Source organism: Mesorhizobium sp. M1E.F.Ca.ET.045.02.1.1, from assembly GCF_003952485.1.
GTDB lineage: Bacteria > Pseudomonadota > Alphaproteobacteria > Rhizobiales > Rhizobiaceae > Mesorhizobium.
This window is the reverse complement of the sequence record NZ_CP034447.1, coordinates 531,049-551,295: the sequence shown is the minus strand read 5'-3', so window position 1 is coordinate 551,295 and position 20,247 is coordinate 531,049. Positions and strand designations below refer to the sequence as shown.

Sequence of the window (20,247 nt, the reverse complement as noted above, 5' to 3'; positions counted from 1 at the left end):
AGAGGACCATTCATGAGCATTGCCACTCCCGACAGGATCAAGGTCCTGTGGTTTCTGCCGACTCATGGCGACAGCCGCTATCTCGGCACCTCAGAGGGGGGGCAGGGCGGTCGACTTGCCCTATCTCACCCAAGTCGCGAAAGCCGCCGATGCCATCGGCTACTATGGCGCGCTGCTGCCGACAGGACGCAGTTGCGAAGATAGCTGGGTCGTGGCGTCGGCGCTGGCACCGCTGACGCAGCGGCTTCGCTTCCTTGTCGCCGTCCGGCCGGGCCTGCAATCGCCGACGCTAGCCGCGCGCAGACCTCGACGCTCGACCGCATTTCCAGCGGACGGCTGCTCATCAACGTCGTCACCGGCGGGGATCCGGTCGAGAACAAGGGCGACGGCATCTTCCTCAGCCATGACGAGCGCTATGAGGTGACGCGGGAATTCCTCGACATCTACAAGGCGGTGCTTCGCGGCGAGACCGTAGCGTTCGCAGGCAAGCACTTCCGTATCGAGGACGGTCGCCTACTGTTTCCGCCCGTGCAGACGCCACATCCGCCGCTCTATTTCGGCGGCTCGTCCGATGCCGCTAACGCGGTCGCCGCCGAACAGATCGACAAATATTTGACCTGGGGCGAACCGCCGGCGGACGTCGCGGCAAAGATTGCCTATGTGCGCGGTCTTGCCGAGAAAGCCGGGCGCCAGGTGACCTTCGGCATCCGGCTGCATGTCATCGTCCGCGAGACCAATTATGAGGCCTGGGCCGATGCCGACCGCCTGATCAGCCGCCTGGACGACAACACGATAACCGAGGCGCAGAAGGTTTTCGCGCGCATGGATTCCGTCGGCCAGTCGCGCATGAGCCGGCTTCATGGCGGCCGCCGCGACAAGCTCGAAATCAGTCCGAACCTGTGGGCTGGCGTTGGCCTGGTGCGCGGCGGCGCCGGCACCGCCCTGGTCGGCGATGCGGCGACAGTTGCGGAACGGATCGACGAATACCGGCGCATTGGCATCGATAGCTTTATCCTGTCCGGCTATCCGCATCTGGAGGAGGCCTATCGGTTTGGCGAACTGGTGTTGCCGTTGTTGCCGCTCGATCATGAAATCTCGACGCGCCCGACGGCAGTGAACATGGGACCGTTCGGCGAAACGGTGGCCGGCGACCATCGGCCTTCGGCACTGCGCGCGAGTCAGTCTTGAGCGCCAGAGACTTGGGCAGGGGACCGGTCGTAGCCATCATCGGTGGCGGCTTTTCCGGTGCGGCGACCGCGTTTCATCTTGCGCGGCTGCTGCCCGCCGGTGCTGCCGATATCGTGGTCGTCGAGCCCAGAGAGGGGCTCGGCTATGGTCTGGCCTACTCGACGGCCGATCCTTCACACCGCATCAATGTGCCGGCGTCGAGAATGACGCTGATCTCCGGCCAGGACAGCCACTTTGCCGATTGGCTGGAGCAGACCGGCGCGATTCTCGACGATGCCGAGGCTATTGCCGCAAATGGAGCACTCTACCCACAACGACGCGTTTTCGGGCGCTACGTGGAATCTTATCTCCAACCCTTTCTGTTCGGCAAAGTGATCCGTCATGTCAGGTCCGCCGTCGCGTCAGTCGAGCTTAGTGGCCAGGGCTACATCCTGATTCTCGCTGATGGAAGGACGCTCGCAGCCGACGCCCTAGTGATTGCGGCGACGCATCCGCCACCGGCCTTGCCATCGGCCCTGCGGTCTGTGGCTGCTGCTGCCCGGCTGGTGGCCAATCCCTATGATCTCGGAGGGCTGCAAGCGATCGGCCGCGACGACCAAGTGCTCGTAGTCGGCACTGGATTGACGTCGGCGGATATCATTGCCACGCTGGACCGCAATGGGCATCGTAGCCGCATCGACGCGCTGTCACGTCATGGTTATCGTTCGCGCAGCCACGCGGTGCTCCCGGGCGACCCGATTGGTGATTTCATCAGTCTGCCTTCACGCAGCGCAACAGTGATGCTCAGACGCATCCGGGCCACGATCCTAGATGCCAAGCGTCGGGGCGAAGACTGGCACCCGGTCCTCGATGCCGTCCGACGTCAGGGACAAATCATCTGGCAGGCCCTGCCGCTCGACGAGCAACGCCGCCTCGTGCGCCATTTGCGCACGCTGTGGGATGTGCATCGCTTCCGCATCGCGCCACAGGTCGCGGACGTGCTCGATCGCCGCGTTGCCGAAGGCATGCTCGCCTATCGCGCCGCATCGATCGTCGGCGCCGAGCAGGTCGACGGGCGCATTCGGGTCACGCTGCGGCCAAGGCGCCAACCCACTCAGACAACCGAGACGTTCGACAGGGTGGTCGTCACGACCGGGCCGGCGCATGCCGATATTTTCCGGACCAACACAGCAATTGCCGATCTCGGGCGAATGGGACTGGTCCGGCTAGACCCGATTGGCCTTGGCCTGGCGACCGACAGCCAAGGCCGTGCGGTCAGCACTTCCGGCCGACCGACCGACAGCATTTTCGTCAGCGGGCCGCTGGCGCGCGGCAGCGTTGGCGAATTGATGGGAATTCCCGAAGTCACCGCGCATGCCGAGCGTATAGCCGCTGAAATCCACCAATGGCTTGGATACCAAACGGCGTTGCGTCGTAAGGCGTCGTGAAGCTGCAAACACGATGAGGCTATCCAGATGACACTCACCGAGCGTATTGCGAAGGTGGAAGCCCATCGTGTCGTAAATAGGCCACTGGTCGCGTGCCGCTCCTGGCGCTTTTAGCAGATCCGCTCGACCTCGGAGGTGCCGATCTCCATGCCCAGACTTCGCACCGGCGTCCACCGCTTTGATGACGATCCGAGACGATCAGCCCACCGCGGCGGGTCGAGAAAGCACTGGGCGGGAAGACGCCTACAGCGAGGCTGCTCGCCTTGTGGCCGCAGAGAGGGAAAGAATCTGCCGCCGGACATCGACTTCAGTGGTTTAGAGAAGGCGGCTCGGCAGCGACCTCTGCGTGAACCCAGACGCCTTGAAAAGCCCGATGCGTCCGGATTTTGGCGGTGATCTTCATCAAATGCGATGAGCTGCAATTTCTGGCGACGGCCACGCTAAGGGCGGGCCTCCAGCACCATGTTGAACGGTGTCTCCGCGGCGCGACGCAATCGCTTGAAGCCGCCACCGGTCACCACCTTGCGCAGCCTCGCCTCACCGGCCTGGGCTCCAAGCGCGAGCCCGACTTCCTGCGACACGGACGCGGGCGTGCACACGAACGTGGAAGCGGCATAGTAAACGCGTCCGACGGGATTGAGGTTCGCCGCCAGATGATCATGCGCGAACGGCTCGACGATCATCCACGTGCCATCCGGCTTGAGCGATCCGTGGACATGGGTGGCGGCGCCCGTCGGGTCGCCCATGTCGTGAAGGCAATCGAAGAATGTGACGAGGTCGTAGGTTCCGGGATAGCTCTTGGCGGCGGCGACGTCGAACCGCGTGTTGACGCCGACGCCGGCTACCTCGGCCGCCTTGCGGGCGCGCTCAATCGAAGGGGCATGATAGTCGAAGCCGACGAAGCGCGAAATTGGGGAAGGCCTGTGCCATGAGCACGGTCGATGCTACCATGACCGCATCCAACATCCGCGACGTCCACGCCGCGTTCGAGCTTCTCGACGACGCCCTCCAAGGCCGGCAGCCAGGAGTCGATCAGATTGGCATTGTAGCCTGGACGGAAGAACCGTTCCGTACCGCGAAACAGACACGCGCTATGATCGTGCCACCCGACGCCATTGCCGGACGGAATGCCTGCCTCACCTTTTCTTCATCGAGCCACAGCGCGGACAGGAACTCGAATGCGCCTGCCATGAAGGCCGGGCTGTCTTCATCGGCGAACACCAGCTCTTGCTCGGCGTTGAGATAGAATTTGTCGCTCGCTTCGGTGGTCGGGAATGACAGCCACCTCCATGCCGTTGAAAAGCAGGAAATCCGTCACGTTGCCCTCGTCGGTAACCGGCGGAGCCGGAGTGGTCGTCACCAGGGCAAGCCCTGTCGCAGCAGGTATCCTAGGGCAGCCCGTCAGAACATCGATGACTCCGGTTGTGGTGCCGGGGCGGGCGATCAGGGGCCAAGTGATTGTTCCGAGGCGGCTGTATGTTGTGGTAAGGTGATCATGCGAATTCTTGTTGGTCGGTCACGTGTTTTGCGGATGACCCGCATGTACTGTGCCAAATGAGAAAACCATTCAAACGCAATCCAGTAGATCTGACTGTATCCGACATTGTCGGAATTTGGACATCGCCGAACGCGAAGCGCTCGGGGCTTGTGACGATACTTGAGCGTGCTGCTTCGGAGGAGGGATGCGCCTCGAACCGGCCGCGAGGCCTTTTTCTGGCAACGGATATTCCGGCCGGGTTAGGCCGCGAGGAAAGCGACGGTGAATAAGAGGTAGAGGACCAACCGTTTTGAGCGGGTAGTTGCCGTGTTGCGCCCCCACGCAAAGGCCAGCACCACGGAGCAGTATTTCTGGTGGCGACACTACAACGCCTTTAAGTGCCGGTTACCCGTTTTTACCCGATGCTGGATACGACTACAACGACTCCTTCCCGAGCCTGCGTGCGGCGCTTACCTGGAAGATGGAAGCCGGTCAGATCGCAACGGGGGAGGGCGGCCAGATCTGGGCAATCCCGCATGCATTTGAGAACATCCAGCTGTTCTACCGCCTGTTCCCGCCAACGGCGGAGATCACGCCGTGTCACCCCAAGCACTTAAACCCAGCGTGCCGATGGCAGCCGAAGGACCTGGCGCGCGCGCCTCGTCCGGTTCGGCTTCGCTGGAGGGGCGTTCCATCGACTGTTTCAGCCTTGCAATCATCCAGGCGCTGGCCAAAAGCCAGATGGAGCGCCGGCTCAGGAACCGGCGCAAAAACTCGAGCCTGCCGGCGCTGATCGAGCTGGTGCTGGCGCGGCCGCTGGTGTCGGCAGGTCTGGTCGCGGCCGAGCTGAAAATTAGCCAGCGTGCTGCGCTCGGGCTGGTGCCGAACTCGGCATCCGTGAGGTGACCGGCAGGGGCGCTACCGGACGTGGGGCCCCGTTTAGCTGCGGCGGGCTTTGGCGAAAGCGACAGCACTGATGATTTTTGCTGTACGCTCATTCTCCCTCATCTGCGCGTTGACAGAAAACCAGCAGCCGAGGGTCACTGCACGCTGTGCTCCCGCGATTTCCGGAAAACCAATGAAGAACGACTTTGATCTATCGCGCGGGACGTATCATTCAACCATGTCGAGAACGGGCGTGACGGCACGTACACTATGGACCAGAGAACTTTGTCTGGCGACTTTGCGCACGCCTGCAGAACTCTTCGGAAAACTTCCTTCTGTTGATCCAATGATCGTAATGAGCTGGAGTGGCATCGCCGCTCTCCCCGGTTCTTGCTCTCTCAGTTGAACTTGATGCTGGCCTGCACGAACACGCCGTAGCGCTTTGCCTTCCAATCGTCGGCCTGCGGGGAACCACGACCGCCCATTGCCTCTTCGAAATGAGCCGTGCCGTTATTCGCCACGGCCCAGTAGCGGGCGCCGACGCCGATGTTGAACAAATCCGTGACCTTGTAGTTCAACACCGCCTCGAGCTGGACGCCATGCCCATCGCCGTCTTCGGGAATTAGCTTGATCTTGGGGCGCATGTGGTGCTGATCTTTGCCGTCGAGCCGCGTGAAGAGGAACGCCACGTCACCAGAAAGGCTGAGTCGCGCGGTGAGTTGCGTCTGCCCGGCCAAGCCGAGTCGCAGCGAATGCCAATCGTTGTCCTGGCTGATGAGGTTGACGTAGGTCGGGACGGTTGGCACACAGGTCCTCCAGTTGGTCGCCTGCTGCGTGCAACCGAAAGCGTCGTAGCTCTCGTGCCAGAAATTGTTGCCAACAAAAGCACCGATGCGGTAGCGCGGCGCGTTCAAGAAATTATATCCAAGATCGGCGGTGAAATAGCTGACGCCGCCCCCGCGCTGATCACTGAATGTGTTTGAGTAGCCCCCCATTTCCGTAAGAAGTCCTCGTCATGAGAAAACCCTCCCTGATGCCGCCGGCACCGAGGAGGCCTTTACGAAAATGCCAGTCGGATTGTGGATCGCGTTGAAGAAGACTTCACTCGAATGCGCGTCTAGATCGTCATAGGTGAGCCGCGAGACCGGTGACGTACCTTTATGATTGTAAAGGTCCTTCGATGCTTGCCGGTACTGGGCCAGTAGCGTAGTCCACCCTCGAACGAAAAGACTGAGGCCTCCGCCCCGGCTACCGACGCCGACTCGAAATCACCGGCACTCGACGGCGGTTCGGAACTCCTCGGTGCCGCAGCGCCGGCCAAGCCGGGCCCGGTGAAAAATTCGTCGTCGAGGGCAAGGCGCCCGCTGCTTCGCCCGGCCGCGCCGACGATTTTTCTTGGCCGCCAAGGCGGCAGCCTGCGGCCGCGGCCACAACCGAAACGACCACGGCGATCGTCCGTAAACCTGCCCCCGGGACACCTGAAGGGCAAAGCGCCCTCAGATGGCCGCGGGAGTAGCGTTTCCAAACGGTCTCAGCGCGGCAGCACGCTCGATCCCATCAGCGCCTCGTCGATCGAACGCGCTGCCTGACGGCCCTCGCGGATCGCCCAGACGACCAGCGATTGACCGCGGCGCACATCGCCCGCTGCATAGAGCTTTTCGACGCTGGTCTTGTAGTCGCGATCATTGGCCTCGACGTTGTTCGAGCGGCGGCTGTCGATGGCGATCTTCATCTGGCCAGCCAGTTCCGACACTGGCCCGACCGCGGCCGGCCCAGCAAAGCCGATAGCGATGAAGGCGAGATCCGCGCGGATAACGAATTCCGTGCCGGCGATCGGCTTGCGCTTTTCATCGACCTCGCAGCATTTGACGCCGGTCAGCGCGCCGTCCTCGCCGATGAATTCGAGCGTCGCCACCTGGAACTCGCGTTCGGCGCCTTCCGCCTGCGAGGACGAGGTGCGCATCTTCGTCGCCCAGTAGGGCCAGACCGAAAGCTTGTCTTCCTTTTCCGGCGGCTGCGGCCGGATGTCGAGCTGGGTGACACGAACGGCGCCTTGGCGGAAGGCGGTGCCGACGCAGTCGGACGCGGTGTCGCCGCCGCCGACGACGACGACATGCTGGCCGCCGGCGACGATCGGCGGCGACGGCCACGCCACCGACTGGATCGGCTCGCCGCCGATGCGCTTGTTCTGCTGCACCAGGTAAGGCATCGCGTCATGCACGCCATCGAGATCGTCGCCGGGAATGTTGGCCGGGCGCGGCGTTTCCGAACCGCCGCAATAGAGCACCGCATCATATTCGGCGAGCAGCTCCGCCACCGGCTTGTCGACGCCGACATTGATCCCGCAATGGAAGCTCACGCCCTCGCCTTGCATCTGCTCGATGCGCCGGTCGATATAGTGCTTCTCGATCTTGAAGTCGGGGATGCCGTAGCGCATCAGCCCGCCCGGCCGGCTCTCGCGCTCATAGACGTGAACGTCGTGACCGGCGCGGCCAAGCTGCTGGGCGGCCGCCATGCCGGCCGGCCCCGAGCCAATGATTGCGACGCGCCTGCCGGTTTTCCTTTCCGGCGGATAGGGCCGGATATGACCGGTTTCATAGGCCTTGTCGGCGATTGCTTGCTCGATCGTCTTGATGGCGACCGGAATGTCCTCGAGGTTCAGCGTGCAGGCTTCCTCGCAAGGCGCCGGACAGATGCGGCCGGTGAATTCCGGGAAATTATTGGTCGAATGCAGGTTGCGGATCGCATTGTCCCAGTCGCCATTGTAGACGAGGTCGTTCCAGTCCGGGATCTGGTTGTGGACCGGGCAGCCGGTCGGCCCGTGACAGTATGGAATGCCGCAATCCATGCAGCGCGCGGCCTGTTTCTCGACCTCCTTGTCCGACATCGGCAGCGTGAACTCGCGAAAATGCCGGATGCGGTCGGAAGCCGGCTGGTACTTGTGCACCTGCCGGTCGATCTCGAGAAACCCTGTTACCTTGCCCATAGTCCAGTCCCTGCTGTCCAGATGGCGCGCTCGACGTCGCACCCGTTAACCTCATAAGGCAGCCATGGCAACCTTCAGTCCGAGGCCAGGATTGTTGATGAAGGCATCGACCGGGAAGCTTTGCTTCCCGGAAATCCCAATACCTATTCCGCCGCAACGCCCATGCGCATGCGTTCCATTTCGATCAGCGCGCGGCGGTATTCGACCGGCATGATCTTCCGGAATTTCGGCCGGAAAGTCGCCCAGTTGTCGAGGATCTCGCGGCCGCGCACCGAACCCGTGTAATGAACGTGGTTCGAGATCAACTGATAGAGCCGCTCCTCATCATGGCTGGTCATGTCGCCGGACACGTCGACGCGGCCTTTGTGGTCGAGGTCGCCGCCATGATGGAGCAGTTTCTCCATCAGGTCGTCTTCCTCGGGAACGGGTTCCAGTTCGACCATCGCCATGTTGCAGCGCTCGGCGAAATCACCCACCTCGTCGAGCACATAAGCGACGCCGCCCGACATGCCGGCGGCGAAGTTGCGGCCGGTCTGCCCGATGACGACGACAATGCCGCCAGTCATGTACTCGCAGCCATGGTCGCCAACACCTTCGACGACGGCGGCGACGCCCGAATTGCGAACCGCAAAACGCTCGCCGGCGACGCCGCAGAAATAGGCCTCGCCCTCGGTCGCGCCGTAGAGCACCGTGTTGCCGACGATGATCGACTCCGCGGCGACGATCTTCGTGTTCTCCGGCGGGCGGATGACGATGCGGCCGCCCGACAGGCCCTTGCCGACGTAGTCATTGGCCGCACCGACCAGCTCGAACGAAACCCCACGCGCCAGGAAGGCGCCGAAGGACTGGCCGGCGGTTCCGGTGAGTTTTACCGAGATCGTGTCCTCGCGCAGGCCCTTGTGCCTGAAGCGCTTTGCCACTTCGCCCGACAGCATGGCGCCGGTCGAACGGTCGACATTGCGGATCGGCAGCTCGATGCTGACCGGCTGCCTGGCTTCGAGCGCCGGCTTGGCCAACTCGATCAGCTTGCGGTCGAGCACGTCGTCGATCGGATGCTTCTGCCGCTCGGTCCAGTGCACCGCCTCATGCGGGGCATCCGGCTTGAAGAACATCCTGCTGAAATCGAGCCCGCGCGCCTTCCAGTGCTGGATCAGCGCCCGCTTCTCCAGGAGTTCGGTGTCGCCGATGATCTGGTCGAGATGGGTGTAGCCCATCTCGGCGAGCAGCGCCCGGACCTCTTCCGCCACATAGAAGAAGAAGTTGATGACGTGTTCCGGCGTGCCCTTGAAGCGCTTGCGCAACACCGGATCCTGCGTCGCGACGCCGACCGGGCAGGTGTTGAGATGGCACTTGCGCATCATGATGCAGCCGGCCGCGATCAGCGGCGCGGTCGAGAAGCCGAATTCGTCAGCGCCAAGCAGCGCGCCGATGACAACGTCGCGCCCGGTGCGCAGGCCGCCATCGACCTGCAGCGCGACGCGCGACCTGAGGCCGTTGAGCACCAGCGTCTGGTGCGTCTCGGCAAGGCCCATTTCCCACGGGCTGCCGGCGTGCTTGAGCGAGGTCAGCGGCGATGCGCCGGTGCCGCCGTCATAGCCGGAAATGGTGATGTGATCGGCGCGCGCCTTGGCGACGCCGGCCGCAACCGTGCCGACACCGACTTCGGAGACCAGCTTGACCGAGACATCAGCCGCCGGATTGACGTTCTTGAGGTCGTAGATGAGCTGCGCCAGATCCTCGATCGAGTAGATGTCGTGATGCGGCGGCGGCGAGATCAGGCCGACACCGGGCGTCGAATGCCTGACCTTGGCAATGGTGGCATCGACCTTGTGACCGGGCAACTGACCGCCCTCGCCGGGCTTCGCGCCTTGCGCCACCTTGATCTGCATCACGTCGGAGTTCACCAGATACTCCGCCGTCACGCCGAAACGCCCGGAAGCGACCTGCTTGATCGCCGAACGCTCGGGGTTCTTGCCGCCGTCCGGCAGCGGCAGGTAACGGTCAGCCTCTTCGCCGCCCTCGCCGGTGTTAGACTTGCCGCCGATGGCGTTCATGGCACGGGCCAGCGTGGTGTGCGCTTCCCTGGAAATCGAGCCGAAGGACATCGCCCCGGTCGAGAACCGCTTGACGATATCGGCAGCCGACATGACCTCGTCGAGCGCGACCTTCTTGCGCCCGGTTTCTTCGGCCAGCCTGATCTTGAACAGGCCGCGAATGCTCTGCGCCCGCGCCGTCTCGCTGTCGATCTGAGCGGAATAGTCCTTGAACGTCTGCCACGATCCCTGGCGCACGGCGTGCTGCAGGGTGGCCACCGCATCGGGCGACCAGATATGCGCTTCGCCGCGCATGCGGAACATGTATTCGCCGCCGACCTCGAGGCTGTTGCGCAGCACCGGGTCGTTGCCGAAGCCGTCGGCGTGGCGGCTGACCGTTTCGGCCGCGATCTCTTCCAGCCCGACGCCTTCGATCAGCGTCGCGGTGCCGGTGAAATATTTTTGCACGAAGTCGGTCTTCAGCCCGATGGCGTCGAAGATCTGCGCGCCGCAATAGGACTGGTAGGTCGAGATGCCCATCTTCGACATCACCTTGAGAATGCCCTTGCCGATCGACTTGATGTAGCGGGAGACGACCTCATTGGCGTCGACTTCGGCCGGCAGCTCGCCGCGCTTGTGCATGTCGAGCAGCGTGTCGAAGGCGAGATAGGGATTGATCGCCTCGGCGCCATAGCCCGCAAGGCAGCAGAAATGATGCACCTCGCGCGGTTCGCCGGACTCGACGACCAGCCCCACCGACGTGCGCAATCCCTTGCGGATCAAATGATGGTGGACCGCCGCCGTCGCCAGCAATGCCGGGATGGCGATGCGGTCCGGCCCGAGCTGACGGTCGGACAGGATGATGATGTTGTAGCCGCCGGCGACCGCCGCCTCGGCGCGCTCACACAGCCGGTCGATGGCGCCCTGCATGCCGGCCGCGCCTTCGTTCGAAGCATAGGTGATGTCGATCGTCTTGGTGTCGAAACGGTCCTCGGTGTGACCGATGGAGCGGATCTTCTCAAGATCGCCATTGGTCAGGATCGGCTGGCGCACTTCGAGCCGCTTGCGACGCGAATTGCCGACGAGATCGAAGATGTTCGGCCTCGGCCCGATGAACGACACCAGGCTCATCACCAGTTCCTCGCGGATCGGGTCGATCGGCGGGTTGGTGACCTGGGCGAAGTTCTGCTTGAAATAGGTGTAGAGCAGCTTCGATCTGTCCGACATCGCCGAAATCGGCGTGTCGGTGCCCATCGAGCCGACCGCTTCCTGGCCGGTGGTCGCCATCGGCGACATCAACAGCTTGGTGTCTTCCTGGGTAAAGCCGAACGCCTGCTGGCGATCGAGCAGGCTGACGTCCCTGCGCAGCGCCCGCGGCTCGACCGGCTTCAGGTCTTCGAGGATGAGTTGGGTGTTGGCGAGCCAGCTCTTGTAGGGATGCCTGGTCGCGATCTCCGACTTGATCTCCTCGTCGGAAACGATGCGAGCCTTCTCCAGGTCGATCAGCAGCATGCGGCCGGGCTGCAGCCGCCACTTCTTGACGATCCTTTCCTCCGGCACCGGCAGCACGCCGGCTTCCGAGGCCATGATGACGCGATCGTCGTCGGTGACGATGTAGCGCGCCGGGCGCAGCCCGTTGCGGTCGAGCGTGGCGCCGATCTGGCGGCCGTCGGTGAAGGCCACCGCCGCCGGCCCGTCCCACGGCTCCATCAGGGCGGCGTGGTATTCATAAAAGGCCTTGCGATCTTGATCCATCAGCTTGTTGCCGGCCCAGGCCTCAGGGATCAGCATCATCATTGCGTGAGCGAGCGAGTAGCCGCCCTGCGTCAGGAATTCGAGCGCATTGTCGAAACAGGCGGTGTCCGACTGCCCCTCATAGGAGATCGGCCACAGCTTGGAGATGTCGTTGCCGAACAGTTCGGAATCGACCGAGGCCTGCCGCGCCGCCATCCAGTTGACGTTGCCGCGCAGCGTGTTGATCTCGCCATTGTGGGCGACCATGCGATAGGGATGCGCCAGCTTCCACGACGGGAAGGTGTTGGTCGAGAAACGCTGGTGGACGAGGATCAGCGCCGTCTCGAAACGCGGATCGGTCAGATCCTTGTAATAGGCGCCGACCTGATAGGCCAGGAACATGCCCTTGTAGACGATGGTCCGCGATGACATCGACACGACGTAGAAGCCATTGTCGACGCCCTTGGTCTCTTCGTGGATACGACCGGAAATGACCTTGCGCAGGATGTAGAGCCGCCGTTCGTAATCGTCGTCGCTCTCGATCTCGGCGCCGCGACCCAGAAATACCTGCCGCTGGACCGGTTCGGAAGCAGCGATATCAGGCGCCTTTGACAGCGATGAATTGTCGACCGGCACGTCGCGAAAGCCGAGCAGCGGCTGGCCTTCGAGCTGCGCGACCTCGGCGATGATGCCTTCGATATGCGCCTGAAGCTCAGGATCGCGCGGCATGAACACATGGCCGACGGCGTAATGGCCGGGGTTGGGCAGTTCGACGCCCTGGCTGGCCATCTCCTCGCGGAAGAAGCGGTCGGGAAGCTGCACCAGCACGCCCGCGCCGTCGCCCATCAGCGGGTCGGCGCCGACGGCGCCGCGATGCGTCAGATTTTCGAGCACCGCCAGGCCGTCCGTGACGATCTGATGCGACTTGACGCCCTTCATATTGACGATGAAGCCGACGCCGCAGGCATCGTGCTCGTTGCGCGGATCGTAGAGGCCGTGGGCGGCGAACCCGGTAGGGGTCCGCCCGATCCTGGTCAGGCCAGTGGCGATGGACGGATTTTTGACGGCTGGCGCTTTCGTCTGCGCGGCCGGGCCGTTCGTCGCAGATGGCGTCACTTCCGTCATCGTCCTGTCCTCCGTTCTTGCCTGGCGCAGAGACAGGCGGTCGGCTGCGTCCCCCGTCTTCCCCGCCTGTGGGCGCAGGTGGATCGGTGGGCAGCGCCGAGCTGGCTGAGTAACCTTCTTCATGTTGCCAGCCTTACTCCAGTGCCATCTTTGACGGGTCCGGGAGACCCTTAGCGGCAGTATGTTTTGGTGAGTTGATCAGGCACGTCTTCTCCTTGCTCGGTCACGTGTTTGCGGTAACGGCGAGGCTGGGCTGGACGCCTGGGCCGACCTATTTGTACATCCACGTCAGGGAAATGGACGAATTGGCCAGTAAGCCATTCGCCCCTCTTTGGTTTCCTCCTTGGCCGCCCCTTTCACCTTTTGGGAGAATCCTCTTGCGGAGCCACACAGAGAGCGCCGTAACAAACCTTCTCACCCTTGTAGTTGGCCAGAGCCTGCAGCAACTCGGGTAGAAGGTGCTGTTTCAGGTCGTCCGAGATAGGCTCCGGACCCTCCAGCGCTTTCAGTGTCTGCTCGACCAACTCGATGGCGCGATCTTTGTTGCCGCTCTCATGATAGTACTGAGCGACCACCGGATAAGACAGGAACTTAGAGCCGCCGCCTTGCGGCAGTGCCACGATGTGTTTGGACAGCTCTTCGCCCATCGCGAAGCGCTCAGCAGACGGAAAGCCGGAATAATCAAAGCCCGGCGCGAAGAGTTGGTATAGCGCCCAATACATCCATCCCTCGGACTTTCTGTCGATCGCGTCGCGAACGAATTGGCGCATTACGGGCAAGCCGGCCTGCATGTCGCGCATTCTGTGAAGCAACAGATTGACATGACTCACGCGGAAGTTGAGTTTGTCCGGTATCAATGCGAGGCCTTCTTCAATCGCCGAGAGCGCCGTCTTCCAATCCTCGGCCTCCATTGCCGGCCGAAGTTTGTCGTATATGGGCTTGGTCAGCGCTTGTTCGCGCGCTATGGTTTCGCCTTCCGCAATCCGCTCCGTATCGGCGGATTTTGCCTGATCGCTGATGCGCCAGCTGCCGTTAAGCACCTTCGGCAAAACCTCATCGAGTTGCGTCGGATGACCGATAAAGGCGATGTGGCCGTCTCGGTCGACCACGAACGAGGTCGGGACCCCGTAAGAAAAGCTGGGCTCCATCCAAAGCTTGTCCATTTCGCCTGTGGAGTCGAATGCGATCCGATAGTTCAGATTCGGGAATTTTTCGGTCAACCAAGCGTCCAACGTGCTTCGGGCCTCGTCGGCCGTTGGAGCGTCTTCAGAAGCCGCGACTCCGACGATCTCAACGCCGTTGTCCTTGTATTTCTCCTGCAGCTGGATCAGATGGGGCATCCCGTCCACACATGGGCCGCACCAAGTTGCCCAAAATTCGACTATGCACACTTTGCCGGGCTCAAAGCTGGTGAGGGGCTCGCCACGCAGCCAGTTCTCGACTTTAATCGAAGGAGCCGGGGACTCCATCTGCAATACCACGTTGCGGTCCAAAGCTATTTCCAAAGGTTTCTGCACGAGCTGGTTTCCTCTCAGAGACGGCACACGGGTTCAGGGAGGAGCGGATCGCTCGTCTTGCCCCATTGAGTGCAGTCACAGTCACTCAGTCTCAAAAACCATGCCAACGCGCTCAGCGCGCAGTTAGCGCCCATTGCTTCGAAAAACCTCGACAGTGCCCAGATGTTGGTTGTAATGAACCTGACATTTGTCTGACGCTGTCAGCTTTTGGACACGCGATCACGCGCTTCGTGCCGCCAGAAGGTCAGGCCGAGCCCTGTGTTGCCAGCGGTCGCTTCGATGATTGTACCGCCCCGCGCGAGCTGGCCACGCTGTTCGGCATTAACGATCATCGACAACGCAATGCGATCCTTGATCGATCCGCCGGGATTCTGGCTTTCGAGCTTGACGAAGAGACGACACCTGCCGGTATCGAAGCTCTTCAGTTCGACGACCGGCGTCTCCCCAATCAGATCGAGCACTGACGCAAATGGCGGACGCAGGCGAGAGGACGCCTTTGTCGACGGTCGGCGGAACATCTCAAGGCTCATGCGGCTGCGGTCTCCAGAATGTCGGCATAGTGCCGTTGCGCAGCATCGGGATGCGAGCGCAGTCGGCTCTTCAGCAGTTGCGGAACAGTGGATTGTCGGGGTCGCTGGCGGGGCACCCGCTTCGGCAGCCGTTCAGGCGGCAGGTCAAGAAACCGTATGTCGGCATCAAGCCGCGCGCCGAAGAAGAAGGGAATCGAAACAGTGCCCTTCGAAAGACCCAGGGCAACGGAAATCATTGCATCGGGCGAGTTCATGCGCCTGAAGCAGCGCTGCCTGCAACTGCTTCATAGCGACAGGCGGGCGAGACTCTAGCGAGGCTTTCGCCGCTTGGTTGATTGAGGCTCTCGACGAAGCCACTAAGATTCGGCGGCCGATAATAGCTTGCTGCTCATTGGGACGTCGACCAACGCCGGGATTGAGAAAGGCAACCCTGCCCCACAAGGCGGGTGTCACACGTGCGGTGCGTCCGCTCGTCACGCCGGATGGTTTTTGAGACCTGGGTTCACGGCTAATCAGATGCACCCCTGTCGTCGTTTCGGTGCAGGCCGCCAGGGGGGCGTGTTGCAGCAGCTTGCAATTAGTTTCGCCAGTACGGGGCGTGCGAGCACGGGGCTGCACAATGAGATCATATGCCGGCGTGGGGACCAAGGTGTGGCGCAGCCTTAGAGAACTCAACACCGAGACCGGAGCAACGGAGACTGCTCTTTCGTCGAGCCAGTTTAAATTAGAACATTCTTTCTATAGTTTACATCAATTATCCTGTTCGATAGCTCTGTCGACTAGCGATGAGACTTTTCAACGCAGCGCGGACATCCGCTGGCCGGATGTGACTTGCTATCCCTTTCAAGATCAAACAGGAGAACCCATGAGCAATCCAGTCCTTGTCAACCGGACCATTCTTGACTCCGACGTTGTACCGCTGACCAGCCGTGTCGGAGCTGAAATCAGAGGCGTTCGCCTTGGCGGAGACCTTTCGGACGCAGCGATAGCAGCCATCAACCAGCTTCTTCTAAAACACAAGGTGATCTTCTTCCGCGGCCAGGAGCACCTCGACGATGCGGAGCAGGAATTGTTCGCGCGGCGTCTGGGTAACCTTGTACCTCATCCCACGCAGGGGCCGGCAGCCGGCACGGCCTCAATCCTCAATCTCGATTCCGGCCGTGGCGGTGGCAGGGCAGACCAGTGGCATACCGATGTGACTTTCGTCGATGCCTATCCGAAATTCTCGGTCCTACGTGGCGTCGTCATTCCGGCGGCGGGGGGCGACACGATCTGGTCCAACACGCACGCCGCGTACGAGAATCTGCCGGCGCCGCTCAAAATATTGGCGGACAATCTGTGGGCTATTCATAGCAATGCCTACGACTACGCAGCCGTGCGCCCGCGCGCCACAGCCGAAGAGAAGAGGCACTTCGAGGAAGTCTTCACATCGACGATCTACGAGACCGAGCATCCGGTCGTGCGCGTCCATCCCGAAACCGGGGAGAAGTCGCTGCTGCTCGGCAATTTCGTGCAGCGCCTCGTCGGCCTTTCCAAGAGCGATTCCGCCAAACTCTACGAGGTGTTCCAGTCCTACGTCACTGCCCCGGAAAATACCGTGCGGTGGCGCTGGCAAGTAAGCGACGTCGCTATCTGGGACAACCGTGCTACCCAGCATTATGCGGTCAACGACTATGGCGACCAGCACCGGGTTGTGCGTCGCGCTACGGTTGACGGTGACGTTCCGATCGGCGTCGACGGTCGCCGCAGTATAACCCGTGTCAAGGCAGCCAAGCCGGCGGCGAAGGCAGCCTGACCGTCTGAACAGGGTAAAGATGAAAACTTCGTATCGCCGCGGCCATATCGCGCTGCTTAACCGCCCCACAAAGCCTTATGATTTCCGAGAAGCAAGGCGAGTTGCGGGCTCGAGGCTTGGCCCGAAATCGAGGTCCTGCAGCGTGGCGCATGGCTCGAGTCGCTGCTCGTGGCCCCGCTGCAGCGGTACAGGTCCCCCACCGCCCCACCATCTCGCCCGCCCTGCACCTCGGATAGCGATCATTCACCGTTTGTTCATTATGATAGCGCACGATCATAACTGGACATGCTGGTAGCTCGTACATGCCTGAAGGCCCTGCGCGCCGACCCAGCGCCGGGGCCTTTTTACTTCCGCAAAATCGATTCCAGCAACGTGGGCACTTCGCAGGATGTCGCAATCCCGCGCTTGCGATGATACGCCGTACAGCGAATTGCGCGAGTCAAACGAATTTGGGTTCCTCAAATATAGAATCGTCGATACCGATCCTGATGGATCGAGCCTCGACGACGAAGTCAACCATCTTCAAACGGAATTATTCAACATTGCCGAGAGCTCCCGGTGTGCCGTCGAAGCCGACATTCGGGAGGTCAGCGGTCACCAACGATCATGGTGATCGCCAGCATCTTTCGTATTCACATGACCGTCGGCCTGGTACTTTCCCGAGGCCATGACATGAGTGGGTCTTCCAAGCACCGATTTGGCCCGGTAGGATTTGCAGGGGGCGCGGACAAGCGGATGAACAAACGGAATGATGCTGGAAAACTGCGCGCCTGCTGGGATTTAGCCGACCGTCGATAGGAACATAGCCCTGGTCGACGGCTTTCTGAAGGGCAAGAGTTTCGCCGACCTGGCTCAGGAACATGGCTTGTCGACAACGAGGGTGCGCCAAATCATCGAGAAGGCCGATCGGCTCGTGGGCGGCGGCATTCAGACCAAGACTGAAACGTCCAACGCCTCGCCTCGATCCGATTTCATGGTCGACTATCCCTATGTGTGCAAATTGGCCGAGAAGCACCGGCTGGGTAGCGTCACGCCGCATCATTCTTTGCGGAGCTGGAGCGCGCGGGATCGCCGGAGCGGCTGGTGAAAGCGGTTGCCGGGGCGCACGCCAACAACAACACGTGAGCTGGCGCCTCGTGTGGCAAAAGGAGAGGGCGAGAGCCCATGGCCTGCAATGAAGCGATCAAGCATTGCGATCGTGGAACCAAGCTGCCCAGTCGACCATCCGGACCGCGGCCTTCAATGCCAGCTCGCCTTGGAATCGGCCTTCCAGGAATTGGCTGAGCGCGCAGCGGAATCCGGCTGGACCGAGGAGATAGCCACGCGCTCCTCGAACTCGCCGGCGCGCGCCTCAGGAGCGACTCCGCCAATGACGAGACTGAGAGGACGATTAATCGTGCCAGGGCAACGAGAGAGCGGCAGGTTCAAGAAGCCTCGCCTGACCCGATAGGAACGTCGCTGCGCCAATAAAATTGGCGGTGAAGGCTGACCGCGGCCGAGTCGGGCAAGCGAGCGAAGTGCTGAAATAAGGGCGTGAGAATCCAAGACATCGTTTGTAGAGAGCATCGAGCTTCGCGAAATTGTGGTACAGGATCGACCGCAGGTGTTCTCGGAGCGCTCGCAGAACCCGGGATTCTTCCGCGGCACCCGCCAAGGCGAAGAACGGTCAGAGTTGCACGATAACGCTTAAAAGCGAGCCTTCCTCCGAAAGTCTGCGCGCGCAGTTCCACGGTCCGATGCGCTTTCATAGCTATTCCAATCGCCGCGCCCATTCTCTCCCGGATCAGGTCCAGCGGGTCTGCAGTGCATGCGCCCCCAAAGTGGACGCCATTGGGCCGGGTGAACCGGGCTCGATTGCGCGCCGAAGGCCCGTTCCAGGCCCGGAAATCCGGGTCCGTCAGGGCGAGCGCGTGCGGGTCGAGGTAGAGAACGGCCTTGCCGAGAAAACGACCGTGCACTGGCATCGCGTGCGTGTGCCACATGCCATGGATGGCGTGCCTCACCTCACGCAGAAGCCGATTGGAGCGGGCGAGCGCTTCGTCTACGAGTTCGACGCCGTCGACGTCGGCATCTGCTGGTATCACCCGCACCAGCGGAGCTTCGAACAGGTCGGGCGCGGACTTTATGGTCCGCTGATCATCGAGGAACCGAAGGCGGTGCGGGCCGATCGCGAGGTGACCTGGATGCTCGGTGACTGAGGGCTGACGAAATCTGGCGCAATCAGCGAGGATTTCGGCAACCGGCACGACATTCACCACAATGGCCGCGTCGGCAACACGGTTACCATCAATGGCCGCGTGCCGGATACCTTTGCGGTCAGAAAGGGCGAGCGCATCCGGCTGCGGCTGATCAACGCCGCCAATGCACGCATCTTCAGTCCCGACTTCACGGGTTTTCAGGCCGGCCGTCATCGCGCTCGACGGCCAGCCGGTGACGCCACACGCGCCGGAGGCGGGTGGTGCTGGGTCCCGCAATGCGCACCGATCTGATCCTCGACATGACGGGCAAGCCGGGCAGCCGGCTTTCGATCTTCGACCAGTTCTACGAGGGGCTGGAATATGAGCTCGTCGATCTTGTTTATTCCGACACTCCGCTTAGGGCACGTGTGCCTGATTGGCCGCTGACCCTGCCGACCATTCCGCTGCCGGAGCCGGACCTCGATACAGCGTCCCGCAACGAAGTCGTCTTCACCGGCGGCATGATGGGCGAGATGGTGGCGCAGGACATGGGTGAAAGCATGGGTCCGGGCGCATGATGCAGGACGATGAATTCCGGCACCGCCTGGTTCATCAACGGCGTCGCCGCCGACGAGGCCAATCACGACATGAAGCCGGGGCTGACGCTCTTGCGGAATAAGAGCCACGTCATCGCCACGACCAACGCAACCGCGTGGCATGATCCGATCCATCTGCACGGCCATTCCTTCCGGGTGATTTCCCGCAACGGCCAGCCCACCCCACGTCGCGAATGGCAGGACACGGCGCTGGTTTCGCCGCGCGAGAAGGTCGAGATCGCCTTCGTCGCCGACAATCCCGGCAATTGGATGTTCCACTGCCACGTTCTCGAACACCAGGCGGCCGGTCGCCTGACCAGTCCACAAGCCGAAGGAGAAGCAAAAATGTCCAATACCCTGATAGCTCTTGTCCTCGCCTCGATCCTGTCAGGCGCCGCTCCGGCGTTCGCCGGCGAAAGGACGTCACGCTCTACAAGAACCCGCAATGCGGCTGCTGCGAAGGTTATGCCGGCTATTTGCAGGAAACGGCTTCGCTGTCACCGTCAAGGCCGACGCACGACCTTTTCGCCATGAGCCGCGAAGAGGGCATTCCGCCGGAAGCCGATGGCTGCCTTCTCTCGTTCATCGACGGCTATGTGGTGAGCGGCCATGTGCCGGTCGGCACGGTCAACAAGCTCTTGACCGAGCGGCCCGACATCAAAGGGCATGACGCTGCCCGGCATGCCGATGGGCTCCCCCGGCATGAGTGGCACGAAGGAAGCGCCCTTCGAGATTCTCGAAATCCGGAAGTCTGACGGGACCGGCGGCGTCTACGCC

At 61.9% G+C, this 20,247-nt stretch carries 14 protein-coding genes and 4 pseudogenes; 10 read left to right on the top strand and 8 right to left on the bottom strand.

All coding sequences use genetic code 11. The annotated features are described in order from the left end of the window. Positions 1-12 precede the first annotated feature (12 nt). Both ssuD and EJ070_RS02565 read left to right on the top strand, forming a co-directional pair. Positions 13-1,188: pseudogene (gene ssuD, locus EJ070_RS02570) on the top strand (FMNH2-dependent alkanesulfonate monooxygenase). Continuing rightward, positions 1,185-2,615, top strand: coding sequence for an FAD/NAD(P)-binding protein (locus EJ070_RS02565; protein ID WP_126089950.1), 1,431 nt, complete (start codon positions 1,185-1,187; stop codon positions 2,613-2,615). Before ssuD ends, EJ070_RS02565 begins: the two are co-directional and overlap by 4 nt. Positions 2,616-3,055: 440 nt before the next feature. Here the strand turns inward: EJ070_RS02565 and EJ070_RS02560 are convergent. Further along, positions 3,056-3,878: pseudogene (locus EJ070_RS02560) on the bottom strand (class I SAM-dependent methyltransferase); the annotation flags it as partial. Between the two features lie 811 nt (positions 3,879-4,689). On the opposite strand from EJ070_RS02560, the gene EJ070_RS02550 reads away from it, so the two are divergent. Continuing rightward, a complete protein-coding gene (locus EJ070_RS02550) occupies positions 4,690-4,998 on the top strand; it encodes a helix-turn-helix domain-containing protein (RefSeq protein WP_236473435.1) in 309 nt (102 codons plus the stop codon). A 377-nt stretch (positions 4,999-5,375) separates the two neighbouring features. Here EJ070_RS02550 and EJ070_RS02545 read toward each other — a convergent pair whose 3' ends face one another. After that, positions 5,376-5,972 carry an omptin family outer membrane protease gene (locus tag EJ070_RS02545; RefSeq protein WP_091600473.1) on the bottom strand — a complete coding sequence of 199 codons (597 nt, stop codon included), beginning with the start codon at positions 5,970-5,972 and terminating at the stop codon, positions 5,376-5,378. A 276-nt stretch (positions 5,973-6,248) separates the two neighbouring features. On the opposite strand from EJ070_RS02545, the pseudogene EJ070_RS36915 reads away from it, so the two are divergent. Then, positions 6,249-6,493 (top strand): annotated as a pseudogene (locus EJ070_RS36915) (hypothetical protein); the annotation flags it as partial. A 15-nt stretch (positions 6,494-6,508) separates the two neighbouring features. On the opposite strand, the gene EJ070_RS02535 reads toward EJ070_RS36915, so the two are convergent. The 5 genes and pseudogenes from EJ070_RS02535 to EJ070_RS02515 form a co-directional block, all read right to left on the bottom strand. Continuing rightward, complete coding sequence (locus EJ070_RS02535) at positions 6,509-7,963, bottom strand: glutamate synthase subunit beta (protein WP_023798073.1); 1,455 nt, start codon at positions 7,961-7,963, stop codon at positions 6,509-6,511. 143 nt (positions 7,964-8,106) lie between these two features. Continuing rightward, positions 8,107-12,855, bottom strand: coding sequence for a glutamate synthase large subunit (gene gltB / locus EJ070_RS02530; protein WP_126089949.1), 4,749 nt, complete (start codon positions 12,853-12,855; stop codon positions 8,107-8,109). Positions 12,856-13,211: 356 nt separating this feature from the next. Continuing rightward, positions 13,212-14,324: a TlpA disulfide reductase family protein gene (locus tag EJ070_RS02525; RefSeq protein ID WP_126095612.1), complete on the bottom strand. Its 1,113-nt coding sequence runs from the start codon at positions 14,322-14,324 to the stop codon at positions 13,212-13,214. A 293-nt stretch (positions 14,325-14,617) separates the two neighbouring features. Beyond that, positions 14,618-14,890 (bottom strand): annotated as a pseudogene (locus EJ070_RS02520) (pyridoxal-phosphate dependent enzyme); the annotation flags it as partial. A gap of 8 nt (positions 14,891-14,898) precedes the next feature. Then, a complete protein-coding gene (locus EJ070_RS02515) occupies positions 14,899-15,156 on the bottom strand; it encodes a hypothetical protein (RefSeq protein WP_091600625.1) in 258 nt (85 codons plus the stop codon). A 611-nt stretch (positions 15,157-15,767) separates the two neighbouring features. Between EJ070_RS02515 and EJ070_RS02510 the strand changes: the two genes are divergently transcribed. Further along, entirely contained in the window at positions 15,768-16,697 is a 930-nt protein-coding gene (locus tag EJ070_RS02510; protein WP_091600626.1) for a TauD/TfdA family dioxygenase, read from the top strand. Between the two features lie 880 nt (positions 16,698-17,577). Beyond that, positions 17,578-17,784, top strand: coding sequence for a hypothetical protein (locus tag EJ070_RS02505; RefSeq protein WP_091600627.1), 207 nt, complete (start codon positions 17,578-17,580; stop codon positions 17,782-17,784). 152 nt (positions 17,785-17,936) lie between these two features. On the opposite strand, the gene EJ070_RS36110 is transcribed toward EJ070_RS02505, so the two are convergent. Further along, the gene (locus EJ070_RS36110; RefSeq protein ID WP_158302651.1) at positions 17,937-18,125 is read right to left on the bottom strand and encodes a hypothetical protein; all 189 of its coding nucleotides are present in this window, start codon (positions 18,123-18,125) and stop codon (positions 17,937-17,939) included. Between the two features lie 482 nt (positions 18,126-18,607). Here EJ070_RS36110 and EJ070_RS36910 point away from each other — a divergent pair, with 482 nt between their 5' ends. The 4 genes from EJ070_RS36910 to EJ070_RS36895 all read left to right on the top strand — a co-directional run bounded on the left by EJ070_RS36910 (position 18,608) and on the right by EJ070_RS36895 (position 20,225). Then, positions 18,608-18,895, top strand: coding sequence for a multicopper oxidase domain-containing protein (locus EJ070_RS36910; protein WP_236473615.1), 288 nt, complete (start codon positions 18,608-18,610; stop codon positions 18,893-18,895). 260 nt (positions 18,896-19,155) lie between these two features. Beyond that, complete coding sequence (locus tag EJ070_RS36905) at positions 19,156-19,452, top strand: hypothetical protein (RefSeq protein ID WP_236473614.1); 297 nt, start codon at positions 19,156-19,158, stop codon at positions 19,450-19,452. Positions 19,453-19,461: 9 nt separating this feature from the next. Further along, on the top strand, positions 19,462-20,004 hold the full coding sequence (locus EJ070_RS36900; RefSeq protein ID WP_236473613.1) for a multicopper oxidase domain-containing protein: 543 nt from the start codon (positions 19,462-19,464) through the stop codon (positions 20,002-20,004). Further along, complete coding sequence (locus EJ070_RS36895; protein WP_236372580.1) at positions 20,001-20,225, top strand: DUF411 domain-containing protein; 225 nt, start codon at positions 20,001-20,003, stop codon at positions 20,223-20,225. The genes EJ070_RS36900 and EJ070_RS36895 overlap by 4 nt, the downstream gene beginning before the upstream one ends. Positions 20,226-20,247 lie beyond the last annotated feature (22 nt).

Bases quoted from the DNA above. Each gene is read 5' to 3' on its own strand.
- EJ070_RS36900 (WP_236473613.1), top strand. From the start codon at position 19,462: ATGAATTCCGGCACCGCCTGGTTCATCAACGGCGTCGCCGCCGACGAG.
- EJ070_RS02525 (WP_126095612.1), bottom strand. From the start codon at position 14,324: ATGGAGTCCCCGGCTCCTTCGATTAAAGTCGAGAACTGGCTGCGTGGC.
- gltB (WP_126089949.1), bottom strand. From the start codon at position 12,855: ATGACGGAAGTGACGCCATCTGCGACGAACGGCCCGGCCGCGCAGACG.
- EJ070_RS02535 (WP_023798073.1), bottom strand. From the start codon at position 7,963: ATGGGCAAGGTAACAGGGTTTCTCGAGATCGACCGGCAGGTGCACAAG.
- EJ070_RS02545 (WP_091600473.1), bottom strand. From the start codon at position 5,972: ATGGGGGGCTACTCAAACACATTCAGTGATCAGCGCGGGGGCGGCGTC.
- EJ070_RS02510 (WP_091600626.1), top strand. From the start codon at position 15,768: ATGAGCAATCCAGTCCTTGTCAACCGGACCATTCTTGACTCCGACGTT.
- EJ070_RS36895 (WP_236372580.1), top strand. From the start codon at position 20,001: ATGAGCCGCGAAGAGGGCATTCCGCCGGAAGCCGATGGCTGCCTTCTC.
- EJ070_RS02515 (WP_091600625.1), bottom strand. From the start codon at position 15,156: ATGAACTCGCCCGATGCAATGATTTCCGTTGCCCTGGGTCTTTCGAAG.